This window comes from Parvibaculum sp., from assembly GCF_049671045.1.
Lineage (GTDB): Bacteria > Pseudomonadota > Alphaproteobacteria > Parvibaculales > Parvibaculaceae > Parvibaculum.
On the sequence record NZ_JBATUH010000013.1, the window covers coordinates 1 to 13,830 of the forward strand.

Below are 13,830 nucleotides of genomic sequence, written 5' to 3' on the forward strand. Positions count from 1 at the left end.
GCGCGTCCTGCTCGCGGGCAAGCGCGTCTTCTGCCGCGAGGCGCGCGGCCTCGAAGGCGGCACGCATCTCGGCGGCGAAAGCGCGCGCTTCCTGAAGCTGTGCCTCGACATCCGCGAGGCGGTTGCGCTGCTCGAGGCGGCGGGCGGATGCGGTCGGCGCATCGGCTGCGGCCGTATATCCATCCCAGCGCCAGAGCGCGCCTTCGCGCGTGACAAGCCGCTGGCCGGGCTTCAGCTCGCTCTGGAGCCTCTTGCCGTCGGCCGTATCGACGACGCCGATCTGCGACAGGCGGCGGGAAAGCGCAGCGGGCCCACGCACGAATTGCGACAGGGGAAGCGCGCCCTGGGGGAGGGCGGGCGCAGCCTCGAAATCCGGCAGCGCGTCCCAGTGGACGGGCGCCGCGACATCGCCCGGCACGGCGAGATCGTCGCCCAGCGCGGCACCCAGCGCCGTTTCATAGCCATGCTCGACGTGAACCGCGTCGATCATCGGCGGCCAGAGATCGCTCTCGCCAACGGCGAGAAGATCGGCGAGCGTCTTTGCCTCGGCGGCGAGGTCGCCTGCCTTACGCTCGGCCACCTGCATCGGCTCGCGGGAGGCTTTTTCAGCTTCCTGTGCTGCCGAGCGTGCTTCCTCCGCATCGAGTGCCGCATATTCGGCCGCCTCGGCGCGCGCTGCGGCGGCGTCGAGTTCGGCCGATTGCAGTTCGATCTCGGCCTGCTTTTCGGCGGCGTCGGCGAGTGAGGCCTGCTCGCTCGCAATCTCCTCGATCTGGCGGGCGACGCGCTCCATCCGCGCGCGGCCGGATTCGATCGCCTTTTCGAGGCTCTGGCGCTCCGCCGTGAGCCGGGCGATCTCGCGATTGAGCTGGTCGAGTTCGCTTTCGCGCGAGGAAAGGGTCGCCTGCGTCTCCTCGACGCGCGCCTCGGCAATCGCCTGCGCCTCGTCCTGTCCTTCCTCCGCGCCGCGAAGCTCAACCGTTTCCGCCTCGAGCCGCGCGATCGCGCCGCGCGTATCCTCGATCAGATGGCGCTCGCGGGCGAGGTCGTGACCGATCTGCTCGATGCGGGCGTTGAGCCGCTGGGCTTCGCCCTTTGCGCGCGCTTCCTCCGCATCGAGATTGCCGCGCTCGATGGTGAGGCGGTGAAGGCGCGCGGCCTCCTGCGCTTCCCGGTCGCGCAGCGCGGGCAGGGTTTCCGCGGCTTCCGCCTCCGCGACGCTCGCGGCAGCCGCCTCGCGCGTCAGTTCCGCGACGCGCGCATCGGTGGCGACGAGGCGCTCCTCCTCATGCTTCAGCGCGTTGACCGCATGCGTCCATTTGAGGTGAAGCTGGATCGCCTCGGTTTCGCGGATCTGGCTGGAAAGGTTGCGGTAGCGCACCGCCTGCCGCGCCTGCCGCTTGAGGCTCGCAAGCTGGGATTCGAGCTGGGCGACGACGTCGTCGAGGCGGGTGAGGTTCGTTTCCGCCGCCTTGAGGCGAAGCTCCGCCTCGTGCCGGCGCGTGTAAAGGCCGGTGATGCCGGCCGCCTCTTCGAGAATGCGGCGGCGATTGATCGGCTTCGACGAGATGAGCTGCGCGATCTGCCCCTGCCGCACAAGGGCGGGGGATTGCGCGCCGGTGGAAGCGTCGGCGAAGAGAAGCTGCACGTCGCGCGCGCGTACCTCGCGGCCATTGATGCGGTAGGTCGAGCCCTGATCGCGCTCGATCTTGCGCGAGACCTCGATCACCTCGCAGTCATTATAGGCGGCGGGCGCGGAGCGGTCGGCATTGTCGATGAAGAGCGTGACTTCCGCGTGGTTGCGCGCCGGCCTCCCGGTCGTGCCCGCGAAGATCACGTCCTCCATGCCCGAGCCGCGCATGTTCTTGAACGAGTTTTCGCCCATCACCCAGCGCAGCGCCTCGAGCAGGTTCGACTTGCCGCAGCCATTGGGGCCGACGACGCCGGTCAGCCCCGGCTCGATGATGAGATCGGTCGGATCGACGAAGGACTTGAAGCCTGAGAGACGCAGCCGGTTGAACTTCACGTTGAGCCCGATTCTGGATTGGAGGCCGAAAGAGGCCCGGGCGGCGTCCGCCCGGGGTCGCTGGTGATTATTGTCCGGGGGCGGGCGTTGCCGGACCCGATGAGGGCGCGGGTGCTTCCTCGCCCTTTTCGCCCGAGAGCTTCTTGTTCAGGATTTCCTCGAAATCCTTGTAGGGGATCGCGCCTTCGACCTTCTCGCCATTGACGAAGAAGGTGGGCGTGGAGCGAACGCCGAATTGCTGTGCGGCCCGCTGCGCCACCGTCTTCACATGGTCGAAGACGGCCTGATCCTTCATGCAGGCGTCGAATTTCTCATCCGAGAAGCCGCCCTGGCGCGCGAGCTTCTTCAGAGCCTCCATCGGCGTCTCGACGAAGGCCCACTGCTCCTGGGAGCGGAACAGGACCTCGATGAAGCCGAAATAGCGCTCCGGCCCCGCGCAGCGCGCGAGCATGAAGGCGGCGGTCGCGACGGGATCGAAGGGGAATTCGCGGAAGACGTAATAGACCTTGCCCGTGTCGACGAAGTTCTTCTTCACCTCGGGAAAGGTGTCCTTGGCGAATTCGGCGCAATGCGTGCAGGTCATCGAGGCATATTCATAGACCGTGACGGGCGCCGACTTGTCGCCGAGCGTCATCTCGCCAAGCGGACCGGGGACCGCCAGTTCCTTTTCAAAGGCCGTCTTGTCGGCGGTGGTGACGATCGCGCCCGTCGGCGCTTCACCCCTCTGGCCAAAAATCCGGTAGGCGCCATAGCCAAGCAGCGCTACGGCCAGTACGGCCGCCACCGCGATTGCGATAACCCTATTTTGATTCACTTTTAGCAGTCCCCACTAGATGTTGGGGCATTATGGCCCTGGGCCACCGCCCTCTCAATCAAAGCTTTCTCTTGCGCGGGCCCGAGAATCGGGACTCCGGGCACTTGTCCCCAGGATTCTTTCGCCGAGCCTCTCGAGCGAGGATCTGAGCGCCGCCTCGCCGATGGGCTCCAGGCTCCGGGCGAGAAGGGCCCGCTCGTCCGGCCCGAGCGGGCGGATGAGCTTGCGCCGGGCCTGCGGGCGGGCGGGCAGGGGGCCTTGCACGATTTTCAGCCGCAGGACTGCGTTGTATCCATAATATCCGTTGATCCGCTCCAGGATCTGGGGTTCGAGATGGCGGATCTCGAGGGCGACGGGCCCGTCGACCCTGATGGTCAGCGTCGCCCCGCCTTGCGCGCCCGCCCCCTCGCCGGCCTTGCGGGGAAAGCTCAGCTTCTCGGGCGAGGAATATTCGGCGAGGTCGACGCCGACGATCTCCGGCCAATGGGCGAGGATGTGCGACTGGGCGAAACCGCGCTTGCGGAAGATGTCGCGGGTGAGGCCCGCCACCCGCGCGCCAATGGCGGGCACGATAAAGCGCTTCGGCGCCAGCAGATGGTCCCTGTCGTCGGTCATGGCCCATTCTGCCCCGAAACGGCCCGGGGGGCGAGATGGATTGACGGAAAGCCGCCCCTCGCGCCATGACTGGCGCATGACCCGACCGCCAGCGAAATCCGGGAGCCCGACGAAACCCGCGAAAAACGAGGCGCAGACCGTCGCCGGGCGGCTGCTCGCCTGGTATGACGCCCATGCAAGGGTACTGCCCTGGCGCGCGCCGCCGGGCGAATATGCGGACCCTTACGCGGTCTGGCTGTCGGAAATCATGTTGCAACAGACGACCGTGGCGGCCGTCGGGCCCTATTTCCGCGCATTCCTGGAGCGCTGGCCGAGCGTCGGGTCGCTGGCAGCAGCGCCCCTCGACGATGTGATGCGCCAATGGGCGGGCCTTGGCTATTACAGCCGCGCCCGCAACCTCCATGCCTGCGCGCAAGTGGTGGCGGGCGAACATGGCGGGCGCTTTCCCGATACGGAGGAGGGGTTGCGCTCGCTGCCTGGCATCGGGCCCTATACGGCGGCCGCCATCGCCGCCATCGCCTTCGGGCGCCGCGCGACCGTGGTTGACGGCAATGTCGAGCGCGTCGTCTCGCGGCTCTTCTCGATCGAGACACCGCTTCCCCGCGCCAAGCCCGATATCCGCGCCAAGGCTGAAACGCTGACCCCCGATCTGCGCGCCGGCGATTTCGCGCAAGCCATGATGGATCTCGGCGCGACCGTCTGCACGCCCAAGCGGCCCTCCTGCAATCGCTGTCCGATAGTCTCGTTCTGCTCAGGCCGCGAGGCGGGCATCGAGGAGACGCTGCCGCGCCGTATGGCCCGGAAGGAGCGGCCGGTGCGGCGCGGCGCCTGTTTTGTCCTTACACGGAGCGATGGCGCGATGCTTCTGCGCAAGCGGCCCGCGAAAGGGCTTCTCGGTGGCATGATGGAGGTGCCGACGACGCCCTGGGAGGAAGCTGAGATCGACGAGGCCGCGATCTCGCTCCACGCGCCGGCCGCGGCGAAGTGGCAGCGCGTGCCGGGCCTCGTCGAGCACACCTTCACGCATTTTCATCTGGTGCTGACGATTTTTGTCGCGCAGGCGAATGCGAGGGAGGCGGCGAAGGCCGAAGGCGTCTGGATCGCGGAAGAAGATGTGGGCGGCGAGGCGCTGCCTTCGGTGATGCGCAAGGTTGTGGCGCTTGCAAGGCCGGACGCGGGGCCCTTGTTCAGGCAGCCATAATTCGGCTTCCGCCGTCGTCCCCGGCCGTGCGCCGGGGTGGCGGGGAAGATCGTGCGAGCCTTACGCCTGGCCCATTTCGGCGCGCACCTTCTGGCGCAGAATGTCGATGGGCTTGAGCTTTCCGTCTGTCTTGAAGTGCCAGTAGGTCCATCCGTTGCAGGCATCGAGGCCCTGCACATGGGCGCCGATCTTGTGGATCGAGCCGGTGGCGTCACGGCAGACGATGGAGCCGTCGGCGCGCACGCGCGCGGCGTGGCGGCGCGTCGGATCGGTGAGCACGGCGCCCGGTTCGAGAAGCCCGCGCTCCACGATGACGCCGAAAGGCACGCGCGGCTCGGCCTTTTTCGATGTCGTGACCTTCAGATCTTCCTCCGCCCCCGGCAGCACGCGGGCGATGCGCTCGCGCGCGACCTTGAGATAGCGCTCGTCGCGCTCGATGCCGATGAACTTGCGGCCGAGCTTCTTCGCAACCGCGCCCGTCGTGCCGGTGCCGAAAAAGGGATCGAGCACCACGTCGCCCGGATTGGTCGTCGCCAGCAGCACGCGATGGAGCAGCGCCTCGGGCTTCTGCGTCGGATGCGCCTTGCCGCCATCCTCGTCCTTCAGCCTTTCGTTGCCGGTGCAAAGCGGGATGAGCCAGTCCGAACGCATCTGGAGATCGTCGTTCAGCGCTTTCATGGCGTCGTAGTTGAAGGTGTATTTCTTCTGCTCCGCGTCGCGCGTCGCCCAGATCAGCGTTTCATGCGCATTGGTGAAGCGCGTGCCGCGAAAGTTCGGCATCGGGTTCGACTTGCGCCAGATCACGTCGTTCATGATCCAGTAGCCGAGATCCTGAAGCGTCGCGCCCACGCGGAAGATGTTGTGATAGGAGCCGATGACCCAGATCGCGCCCGTGTCCTTCAGGACGCGGCGCGCCGCGGCGAGCCATTCGCGGGTGAAGCGGTCGTAAACCTCGAAGCTCGCGAACTTGTCCCAGTCGTCGGTGACGGCATCGACCTTGGACTGGTCGGGCCGCGTGAGTTCACCGCCGAGCTGAAGATTGTAGGGCGGGTCGGCAAAGATGAGATCGACCGATTTCTCGGGCAATGCGTTCATCGCCTCGATGCAATCGCCCTTGATGATCCGTTCGGCCGGAATCCTGGCCGCCTCGCTTGAAGTGCGCCCCACGACTATCCCCTTTGAGTGACAAGGACGCGATCATGAGTCAGAGGCGATTCTGCGTCAAGAATCAAAGGGTTAAGGGATTCGGAGCCACTAGATCGAGTCCTTCGGGAATCCCGGGACTCAACATGTTGCGTATGGGCGCGAAGCTCCTGCGGTGATGCGCGGTCGCGCCGAGCCGTTTCAGCGCATCGAGATGCGCCGCGGTGCCATAGCCGCGGTTCTTTTCCCAGCCATATCCGGGATGCGCGCGGGCGAGGTCGTCCATCATGCGGTCGCGCGTGACTTTTGCGGCAATCGAGGCGGCGGCGATGGAAAGAACGCGCGCATCGCCCCCGACAATGGCGCGTGCGGGGCAGGCGAGCGCCGGCAGGCGGTTGCCGTCGACAAGCGCGAATTGCGGCGCGCGCTGAAGGGTCTCCACCGCGCGGCGCATGGCGAGCATGGTCGCCTGCAAAATGTTGAGGCTGTCGATCTCCTCGACGGTCGCAATGCCGATGCTGATCTCGGCGCATTGCGAAAGCTCGGCGAAGAGAGCCTCGCGCCTCGCCTCGTCGAGCTTCTTGGAATCGTTGAGCCCCTCGGGGCAGCTCGCCGCGTCGATGATGGCGGCCGCCGCGACGACGGGCCCCGCGAGCGGCCCGCGTCCCGCCTCGTCGACGCCGCAGATGCGCAGGCCCGGCGCGCCATGCTCGATCTCGAAACGATAGTCGGGTTTCGCCGCCATGCGCGTCTTTCGCTCTGCGGCGGGCTCGGTCGAATTCTTTTTCGGCGGACGTGTCATGGCGCGAGAGTGCAGCATGCCCGCGCGATGCTCAACCTGATCGTGATGGCTTCGATGGCAGGAGCGGCGAGTGGGTTCCGGCTTTCGCCGGATGACAACCAAATGAACCGTCATCCCGGCGAAAGCCGGAGCGATGGACCTAGAGAAGCTCGAGCTGGTCGCCCGGCCGCGGCGGCACGCGGAACGCGGTGCAATCGAGCTTCCAGTTGCCGCGATCAAGGCCGAGGCGCTTCTTCGCGATCTCGAACCGGCGCGCGATCTGCCAGGCATATGGACCTGTGCCGCGCATGCGCGCGCCCCATTCAGCGTCGTAATCCTTGCCGCCGCGCATCGAGCGGATGAGCGACATCACATGCGCCGCGCGCCCGGGCTCGTTCTCCTCCAGCCATTCGCGGAAGAGATCCTTGATCTCGAGCGGCAGGCGCAGAAGCACAAAGCCTGCCGAGCTCGCGCCCGCATAGGCGGCCCCGGTCAGGATCTTCTCGATCTCGCTGTCATTGAGCACGGGGATCACCGGCGCGACTATGACGCCTGTTGGAATGCCCGCTTCCGAGAGCAGTTTGATCGCTTCCAGACGGCGCGTCGGCGTGGAGGCGCGCGGCTCCATGGCGCGGGCGAGCTTCGCGTCGAGCGTCGTCACTGAAAGCGCGACCCTGGCGAGATTGCGCCGCGCCATGTCGGAAAGAATGTCGAGATCGCGAGTGATGCGCGCCGACTTGGTGACGATGGTGACGGGGTGATTATAGGCCGACAGCACTTCGAGAATGCTGCGCGTGATGCGATAGCGCTGCTCGATGGGCTGATAGGGGTCGGTATTCGTGCCCATGGCGATGGGCGCCACCTCATAGCCCTTGCGCGCCAGCTCCTTTTCGAGAAGCGCCGCCGCATTGGGCTTGACGAAAAGCCGGCTCTCGAAATCGAGCCCCGGCGACAGCCCCATATAGGCGTGGGTCGGCCGCGCGAAACAATAGATGCAGCCATGTTCGCAGCCGCGATAGGGATTGATCGAGCGGTCGAAGCCGATATCGGGCGAATTGTTCCGCGTGATGATCTGCCGAGGGTTCTCGTTCGTCACATGGGTCTTGAGCGGCGGCGGCGCGTCGATCGTGCCCCAGCCGTCATCGAGAAGAACGCGCCGCTCGCTTTCGAAGCGACCGCTCTCATTGGTGAGCGCGCCCCGGCCACGCCGGCCATGATGGAGGACCCCCGGGGGTACGAGGGGAACGGGGTCCACCAGCGGGGCAGGCCGGGCGCTCGCCGGGCCGGGCGGGGAACCGGCTGCCAGGCGGGCGTTGCGGGCGGGGCGCGCTGTGTCTCGACTCGTTTTCATGATGAAAATTTATCGCGGGCACATGAACAAAACAAGAACAAATACGATCCCCCTCTCGCCTTCGCAGATGCAGCAGTTATGATGCGGCGCATGGTGAGTGTCATCATCCCGACCCTGAATGCCGAGGCGACCCTGCCTCGGGTTCTCGCTGCCCTCGTGCCTGCGGCGGTGGGTGGGCTCGTCCGCGAGGTCATCATCGTCGATGGCGGCTCGAGCGATCGCACCTTCGACATTGCCGAAGCCTCGGGCGCGAAATTCGTCGAGGCGCCGCGCGGCCGGGGGCCCCAGCTCGCGGCGGGCGCGAATGCCGCCAGGGGCAACTGGTTCCTCTTCCTCCATGCCGACACGGTGCTCGAGGCCGGATGGGAGGAGGAGGTCGAGAAACTCTTCGAGCAGATTGCGACCGGCCGGATTCCGACGGCCGAGCTTGCCGCCGCCTTCCGCTTCAGGCTCGATGATTTTTCACGACGCGCGCGCTTTCTCGAACGTGTGGTGGCCTTGCGCTGTGCGGTGCTGAAACTCCCCTATGGCGATCAGGGCCTGCTCATCAGCCGCCGTCTCTATCAGCGGATCGGCGGTTTCCGTCCCCTGCCGCTCATGGAGGATGTCGATCTCGTCCGCCGCATCGGCAGGCGCCGCCTCGTGATGATGCGCGCGCGCGCCTTGACGAGCCCACAACGCTATCTCGATGACGGCTTCTTCCGCCGCATGTCCCGCAACGCGCTCTGCATCGCGCTCTATTATCTGCGGGTGCCGCCGCATTTCATCGCGCGCATATATTCCTGAATGGGCCTGACATCGCATCTCGTCGTGATGGCGAAGCATCCGGCGCTCGGCCGTGTGAAGACGCGACTCGCCGAGGGCGTGGGCGCGGTCGAGGCGATGCGCTTCTACCGCCATGCGAGCCGCGAGGTGCTGCGCCGCGTCGCGCATGATCCGCGCTGGCGGACGCTTCTCGCGCTCACACCCGACGCGACGAGGCATGAGGCCGGTATCTGGCCGGACGGCATGCCGCGCATCGCGCAAGGGCCGGGCGATCTCGGCCGGCGCATGGGTCGCCTCATGCGCGATCTGCCGGCGGGGCCCGTCGTCATCATCGGCACCGACATTCCCGATATCGGCGCCGCGCATATTGCGCTCGCCTTTCGCAGGCTCGGCGATGCGGATGCCGTTTTCGGTCCCGCCGATGATGGCGGCTACTGGCTCGTCGGCCTGAAGCGCCGGCCGCGCGTACCGGAAATATTTGACAATGTGCGCTGGTCGGGCGAGCACGCGCTTGCCGATACGCGCGCCAATGCCGAACGCGCGGGCCTTCGCGTCGCCATGCTCGGCATGCTCGCCGATATCGACACGGCGGAGGATCTGAAGCGCTGGAAACGGGAGCGGCGGGCGTGAACGAAATCGACCCCTTCAAACTCTTTCTCGAACTGCAACTCGCCCTGCCGCGCAACGCGCCGGGCAGCGCGAGGGCGACGCGGGAAGCCTTTTCGCTTCTGCCCGCATTGCCGCCCCGGCCCGAAATCGCTGATCTCGGCTGCGGGCAGGGGGCGGAGGCATTCGAGCTTCTGCGTCTCGCCAATGGCCGCATCACCGCGGTCGATCTCTTCGAGCCCTTTCTGGAAAAGCTCGCCGAGCGGGCCGAGCGCGAGGGCGTTCCCGAGACGAGGCTGCGCGTGCTGCGCGGCGACATGAACGACCTCCCGTTTCACGACGGCGAGTTCGATCTCATCTGGTCCGAGGGCGCGATCTACCTTCTCGGCTTCGAGGAGGGCTTGCGGCTCTGGCGCCGCTTTCTTAAGCCCGGCGGCTTCGCCGTTCTCTCAGAACTCACATGGCTGACGGATGCGCCATCGCCCGAGGCGGCAGTGTTCTGGGAGGATGCCTATCCCGGCATGGGCAGCGTGGCGTCGAATGGCGAGGCGGCGGCCAGAGCCGGCTACCGCCTCATCGGCAGAATCGTTCTGCCTACGGAGGAATGGTGGCAGGATTATTACATGCCGATGCGCGCGAAGCTCGCCGGCATGCGCCGGACCTATGGGGAGCTCCCGGTCTTCGATGAAATGGAGCGCGAGATCTGCCTTTTCGAGCGCCATGCGGACGAATATGGCTATGTCTTCTATGCGCTCCGGCGCGATTAGCCGCGCGTCTTCAGAAGGTCGCGGATTTCCTCGAGCAGCACTTCCTGGCGCGGCGGCGCGGAAGGCGCGGGCGCTTCTCCCTTCGCGATGCGCTCCTTCAGCCGGTTCATCTGCCTGATGACCATGAAGAGCGCGAATGCGACGATCGTGAAATTGATGATCGCATTGATGAACCTGCCATAGGCGAGCACGGGCATGCCTGCGGCCTTTGCCGCATCGAGCGAGGCGGGCGCTTCGCCCATGGTGAGCGGCAGGAAATAGTTGGAGAAATCGACGCCGCCCAGAAGCACGCCGATCGGCGGCATCAGAACGTCATTGACGAGCGACGTCACGATGGTCGTGAATGCAGCGCCGATGATGATACCGACGGCCATGTCGACCACATTGCCCTTGAGGGCGAATTCCCGGAATTCCTTCAGCATCGCGATCTCCTGAAATGCCTCGTGGCGCGCAAGCGCCGCACCCGGGGGCAAGATTGACGCGCCCCCGGGTTCCGATCAATCGAATGTTCAGCCCTGCCGCTCCTGCAGGCGCGGAAGGATTTCCACGAAATTGCAGGGACGGTAGCGATTGTCGAGCTGATGCTGAAGGATTTCGTCCCAGCCGTCCTTGCACGCATTGGGAGAGCCGGGCAGCGCAAAGAGATATGTTCCGTGCGCGACGCCCGCCGTGGCGCGCGACTGGATCGTCGAAGTGCCGATCTTCTCGAAGCTCACACGGTGGAAGATCGCCGAAAAACCGTCGATTTCCTTTTCATAGACGCTCTTGAACGCTTCGGGCGTCACGTCGCGGCCGGTGAGGCCCGTGCCTCCGGTCGAGATGACGATGTCGATCCTGTCGTCCGCGATCCATGCCTGAAGCTGGTTGCGGATCATCTGCACGTCATCGGAAACGATCGTCCGCGCCGCGAGCTTGTGGCCCGCCTTCTCGATGCGCTCGGCAAGCACATTGCCTGAACTGTCCGTTTCGGGCGTGCGTGTGTCCGAAACCGTCATGACGGCGATGTTGAGCGGAATGAAGGGTCGCGAAGTGTCAATTCCTGGCACGTGGGGGCACCTTTCCAGTAGAGATTGCAAGTGATGGGCGGCAGCTTCGCGACTAGCGCAGCGAGAGCGGTCCGTCCCGAAGTGCGGCCGGCTCATAGACCGGCCAGTTCCCCGATGCCGTGGCATCGAGAGATTGCATGGGTTGACCCAGCCTTGCCCGGTAGATCCAGAAATTCGTGAGCACGCGCTCAATATAACCGCGTGTTTCCGGTGCGGGAATGCTCTCGATGAAGAGAAACGGGTCGCCCTTGAAGTTGATGCTGTCGAGCCAGCGCGTGAGATTGCCGGGCCCGCCATTATAGGCCGTGGTCAGCATGAAGAGATTGCCGCCCGGCGCGTTCGCGCCCATCAGCGTCTCGAGATATTGCTGCGCGAGCGTGAGATTGAACGACGGATCGAGCAGCTTGTCCTTGTTGGCGCTGGCAAGCGTCGTGTCGCGGGTGATGTGGCTCGCCGTGCCGGGCATGATCTGCATCAGCCCGCGCGCGCCGGCGGGGGATGTCACGTCGGGCCGGAACTTGCTCTCCTGGCGCATGAAGGCGAAGAAGAGCGCGCGGTCGACGCGATAGCCGTTCTGCGGCTCATAATCCGGGATCGGAAAGAGGCCGGAATTGAGCGCGATGGTGCCGTTGCTCTGCCGAGCCGGTGGCAGGTTCGCGGCGCTCGCGACCTGAAGCTCGACGGCCGGGAGGTTGAAGGTCGAGGCGAGCGCGATCAGCGCTTCATCGAGGCGGGGGTCGAGCCAGCCATGCGCGCGCACAAGCTCCTGCTCGGCAAGATCGCGGCGATTGATCTGCGCGAGCGCGACGGCGCGCGCCACGGCGGGATCGCTGACCAGCGCTTCATATCCGGTGCGCTCGAGCTTCGGCTCCACCCAGACGAAATGCGGTTCGCGCCCGAGCTGCCGCGTGGCAAGAAGTCCATAGAAGGTTGCGCCCGTCTCGGCGGCGAGTTCGAGCATGTCCGCCACCCGCTCCGGCTGGCGATTGGCGAGATAGGCCCGCGCCGCCCAGAAGCCGCCGGCCGCCTTCGACCAGTCGGCTACGGTGCCGGAGCGCGCCAGCCGCTCGAAATGATAGGCGGCGTCCGAATAGCGCTCCATCCGCCAGGAGGAGAGCCCCGCATACCAGTCCGCCATCGGAACTTCCCGGCCGTGGCGGCGCGATATTTCATCGGCGACCTGATAGGCGTGCTCATTGTCGTTCTCGACGAAATAGGAGGTCGCGACCCGCTCGCGCGCCTTGTCGTATTCGACATCGGAAAGCGCCATGCGGACGGAAGCGGTGTTGAGATAGTTGAGCGCGTCGGAGGCTTTCGCGTTGCGGACGAGCTCGCGCACGCGCGCGTCTATCTTGGCAAAGCGCTGAGAGAAGAGGGGCTCGCCGCCATCATCGACCGCATAGGCCGAATGGGCGGGCTGGCGGAAGCGCTGGGCGGCGGGGCGCTCGGGCGCCGCCGCGCTGCGCGGCTTCTTCTTCAGGGCGAGGCGGTAGATGTCGTTGGCGCCCGGCACGCTCGAATAGCTGGCCATCCAGCTTTTCAGTTCGGCGTATTTGGACTTGTAGCGCGGATGGAGATAGCGGTCGGCGAGCACATAGGCGAGAAGGCGGCGATCGGCGAGCTGGGCGACGAGCTTGTCGGCCGTCTTCCAGTCGGCGCGTTTCTGCGCGGCGAATATCTTCAGATAGCGTTCGCGGTCGGCGCCGCTCAGAACTTCCGGGCTCCAGATCTTCGCGCTGGCGGGGCGGGGATCGGGGGCCGGCGCCTCCGCGACGCGCGCCAGATCCGTCGCGCTCAGCGTGCCGAGGCTCGCGGCCTTCGCAACCGATGGTAGCAATGACGTGCCCAGAAGGCAGGCGGCCGCAAGGCTCAGCGCCCCGGCGAACCGGCGGCCACATGCTCCAATCGGGTTATTCGCGGCTCTTTTGCCACCCGGCAAGACCGCTCTGTTTTGGGACACCCCCGTCTTCATGGGAGTCATAATAGCTGTGGAGGATGACCCCACAAGCACGTGGAGGTTGAATCTTGCTGCGCCTGCGAAGCGCCGTCAGGCGGGCGGCAGCGCGTCGATGCGCGCCTTGAGCGAAAGGAGGTCGCGCCAGGCGAGCCTCTTCTGCGCCGGCTGGCGGAGCAGATAGGCCGGGTGGAAGATCGGCAGCGCCGGAAGCTCGCGCGTGCCGGCCCTGTAGCTCGACCAGCGCCCGCGAAGCCGCATGATGCCCGTATCGGTGCGCAGAAGCTGCTTTGCTGAAACGCCGCCGACGAACACGAGAATCTCGGCGCGCGAAAGCTCGATCTGCCGTTCGATGAAGGGCTGGCAGACGGCCTGCTCGTCCGGCGTCGGGGCGCGGTTGCCGGGCGGCCGCCAGGGCAGCGTGTTGGCGATATAGACCTTCGTGCGGTCGAGCCCGATGGAGGTGAGCATCCGGTCGAGAAGCTGGCCCGAGCGGCCGACAAAGGGCAGTCCTTGCAGATCCTCGTCGCGGCCCGGCGCCTCGCCCACCAGCATGATGCGCGCCTCCGGATTGCCGTCGGCAAAGACGAGATTCTTGGCCGTGTAGCGTAGCGAGCAGCCCTCGAAATTTGCCAGCGCGTCCCGCAATTCCTCCAGCGTGCGGCACTTCGCGGCGAGCGCGCGGGCGGTGGAGACGGCCTGCATCTCGTCGAGCGGAATGGTGGCGGGGGCCTGCGCGCGGGGCGGTATCGGCTCGGGCG

At 66.1% G+C, this 13,830-nt stretch carries 14 protein-coding genes; 4 read left to right on the forward strand and 10 right to left on the reverse strand.

Annotated elements, in window-relative coordinates:
- The 3 genes from WBG82_RS00740 to WBG82_RS00750 all read right to left on the reverse strand — a co-directional run.
- A partial coding sequence (locus WBG82_RS00740; RefSeq protein WP_424420164.1) for a chromosome segregation SMC family protein occupies positions 1 to 2,026 on the reverse strand: 2,026 nt, incomplete at its 3' end.
- Between the two features lie 67 nt (positions 2,027 to 2,093).
- Positions 2,094 to 2,810: a DsbA family protein gene (locus WBG82_RS00745; protein WP_424420166.1), complete on the reverse strand. Its 717-nt coding sequence runs from the start codon at positions 2,808 to 2,810 to the stop codon at positions 2,094 to 2,096.
- A gap of 84 nt (positions 2,811 to 2,894) precedes the next feature.
- Positions 2,895 to 3,455, reverse strand: coding sequence for a DUF721 domain-containing protein (locus WBG82_RS00750; RefSeq protein ID WP_424420168.1), 561 nt, complete (start codon positions 3,453 to 3,455; stop codon positions 2,895 to 2,897).
- Between the two features lie 76 nt (positions 3,456 to 3,531).
- Here WBG82_RS00750 and mutY point away from each other — a divergent pair, with 76 nt between their 5' ends.
- The gene (gene mutY, locus WBG82_RS00755) at positions 3,532 to 4,656 is read left to right on the forward strand and encodes an A/G-specific adenine glycosylase (RefSeq protein ID WP_424420170.1); all 1,125 of its coding nucleotides are present in this window, start codon (positions 3,532 to 3,534) and stop codon (positions 4,654 to 4,656) included.
- Between the two features lie 60 nt (positions 4,657 to 4,716).
- Here mutY and WBG82_RS00760 read toward each other — a convergent pair whose 3' ends face one another.
- The 3 genes from WBG82_RS00760 to WBG82_RS00770 form a co-directional block, all read right to left on the reverse strand.
- Positions 4,717 to 5,823 (reverse strand): site-specific DNA-methyltransferase, encoded by a 1,107-nt coding sequence (locus tag WBG82_RS00760; RefSeq protein ID WP_424420173.1) that lies wholly within the window; start codon positions 5,821 to 5,823, stop codon positions 4,717 to 4,719.
- A gap of 61 nt (positions 5,824 to 5,884) precedes the next feature.
- Complete coding sequence (locus WBG82_RS00765) at positions 5,885 to 6,544, reverse strand: ribonuclease HII (protein ID WP_424420175.1); 660 nt, start codon at positions 6,542 to 6,544, stop codon at positions 5,885 to 5,887.
- A 196-nt stretch (positions 6,545 to 6,740) separates the two neighbouring features.
- Positions 6,741 to 7,931 carry a PA0069 family radical SAM protein gene (locus WBG82_RS00770; protein WP_424420177.1) on the reverse strand — a complete coding sequence of 397 codons (1,191 nt, stop codon included), beginning with the start codon at positions 7,929 to 7,931 and terminating at the stop codon, positions 6,741 to 6,743.
- Between the two features lie 90 nt (positions 7,932 to 8,021).
- Here WBG82_RS00770 and WBG82_RS00775 point away from each other — a divergent pair, with 90 nt between their 5' ends.
- The 3 genes from WBG82_RS00775 to WBG82_RS00785 are packed head-to-tail and all read left to right on the forward strand — an operon-like array spanning position 8,022 to position 10,069.
- Positions 8,022 to 8,717, forward strand: a complete 696-nt coding sequence (locus tag WBG82_RS00775; protein ID WP_424420179.1) for a TIGR04283 family arsenosugar biosynthesis glycosyltransferase — start codon at positions 8,022 to 8,024, stop codon at positions 8,715 to 8,717.
- A complete protein-coding gene (locus WBG82_RS00780; RefSeq protein WP_424420181.1) occupies positions 8,718 to 9,326 on the forward strand; it encodes a TIGR04282 family arsenosugar biosynthesis glycosyltransferase in 609 nt (202 codons plus the stop codon).
- Positions 9,323 to 10,069, forward strand: a complete 747-nt coding sequence (locus tag WBG82_RS00785; protein ID WP_424420183.1) for a class I SAM-dependent methyltransferase — start codon at positions 9,323 to 9,325, stop codon at positions 10,067 to 10,069. Before WBG82_RS00780 ends, WBG82_RS00785 begins: the two co-directional genes overlap by 4 nt.
- Here the strand turns inward: WBG82_RS00785 and mscL are convergent.
- The 4 genes from mscL to WBG82_RS00805 form a co-directional block, all read right to left on the reverse strand.
- Positions 10,066 to 10,491 (reverse strand): large conductance mechanosensitive channel protein MscL, encoded by a 426-nt coding sequence (gene mscL, locus WBG82_RS00790; protein ID WP_424420185.1) that lies wholly within the window; start codon positions 10,489 to 10,491, stop codon positions 10,066 to 10,068. The two genes, WBG82_RS00785 and mscL, sit on opposite strands and share 4 nt — an antisense overlap.
- 87 nt (positions 10,492 to 10,578) lie before the next feature.
- Positions 10,579 to 11,115 carry a molybdenum cofactor biosynthesis protein B gene (gene moaB, locus WBG82_RS00795; protein WP_424420187.1) on the reverse strand — a complete coding sequence of 179 codons (537 nt, stop codon included), beginning with the start codon at positions 11,113 to 11,115 and terminating at the stop codon, positions 10,579 to 10,581.
- Between the two features lie 52 nt (positions 11,116 to 11,167).
- Positions 11,168 to 12,952 (reverse strand): transglycosylase SLT domain-containing protein, encoded by a 1,785-nt coding sequence (locus tag WBG82_RS00800; RefSeq protein WP_424420189.1) that lies wholly within the window; start codon positions 12,950 to 12,952, stop codon positions 11,168 to 11,170.
- A gap of 210 nt (positions 12,953 to 13,162) precedes the next feature.
- Positions 13,163 to 13,830: uracil-DNA glycosylase (locus tag WBG82_RS00805; protein ID WP_424420191.1), on the reverse strand; the 668-nt coding region annotated here is incomplete at its 5' end.